A 1,314-nucleotide genomic window follows, 5' to 3' on the forward strand; every position below is an offset into this window, starting at 1 on the left:
TGACCCGTCCTGATTAAAGTTGACACTTTTCTAGAACCGGAAAGGAAAGTGAGATGGACACAGGGATGCGCAGGAGTCAGCGAGATTACACGCTGACTTTTAAATTATCAGTAGTAGAGCAAGTAGAAAAAGGCGAGATGAGTTATATAGAGGCTCAACGCCGGTACGGGATACAGGGGAGATCAACAGTATTAGTGTGGTTACGCAAGCATGGGCAACAAGATTGGCATAATCATGGTTCCAGACCAAGAAAAGGATGCATGATGCCAAAGACCCCATTGCCACAGACGCCAGAACAGCGGATCAAAGAATTGGAAGTACAGCTCAAGCATGCCAATGAGAAGGCACAATTGTTTGAAGCCATCGTGAATGTCATCAAGAATGATTATGGGCTTGCCGTACCAAAAAAGCCTTCAGGCAAGTCCTCGAACAAGAGCAAATCCCAGGATTGAGTATCAGCAGGGCTTGCCATTATTTCCAAATCACCCGTCAGGCGTACTATAAGCAACTCCGTAGCGAGCAAACGCGGCACAACCAGCATGCGCAAGTCATCGAACTGGTGAGAGAAAAGCGCTTACGGCAGCCAAGGATAGGCACACGCAAATTGCAGCATCTGCTTCAAACACAGATGAGAGAGTGTGGCATTAAACTGGGAAGAGATCGGTTCTTTGCTTTACTCAGGGAAAATCGCTTACTGGTGCCATGCAGGCGGGCGTATCACAAGACGACACACAGTCACCACCGCTTCCACAAACATCCCAATTTGCTCAAGGCTGGGCCGCAACAAGTCATCGTTTCCAGGCCAGAGCAAGTCTGGGTGGCAGATATTACCTACATTCCGACCAAAGAGAAATTCGTTTATCTGAGTTTAGTCACGGATGTACACTCCAGAAAAATCGTCGGACACCATGTCCATGCAAGCTTGCAAACGGAAGAGGTCAGTTGTGCCTTCAAAGCAGCGCTCAAGAGCAGAAAAAGCCAGTCACCTTTGATCCATCATTCTGATCGTGGGATTCAGTATTGTTCTAGCTATTACCAGCAAATTCATCAAAAGCACAACATCACTTGCTCGATGACAGATGGGTACGATTGTTACCAGAATGCCCTGGCTGAACGCATTAATGGGATTCTAAAGAATGAATTCTTGCTCTCGACGCCAAAGAACCTAGAGGAAGCACGACAGATGATCAGGCAATCTATCGATATTTACAACAACGAGAGGCCTCATTTAGCCCTCCAATACAAGACGCCCAATGCGGTGCATCGGGCGTCTTTTTTACAATTCTAACTGTCAACCTATTTTAGGACTGGACA

The 1,314-nt window shown here is 46.9% G+C and carries 1 protein-coding gene; it reads left to right on the forward strand.

What is annotated here, in order from left to right:
• The first annotated feature begins 53 nt into the window (after nt 1-53).
• A protein-coding gene (locus ACO0LD_RS31695) for an IS3 family transposase (protein WP_423013518.1) occupies nt 54-1,288 on the forward strand; the annotation gives its coding sequence in 2 pieces (ribosomal slippage) (nt 54-402 and nt 402-1,288; 1,236 coding nt in all).
• Nucleotides 1,289-1,314: the final 26 nt, after the last annotated feature.

The sequence above is a fragment of the Undibacterium sp. Ji83W genome, from assembly GCF_049340385.1.
Taxonomy (GTDB): Bacteria; Pseudomonadota; Gammaproteobacteria; order Burkholderiales; family Burkholderiaceae_D; genus Undibacterium.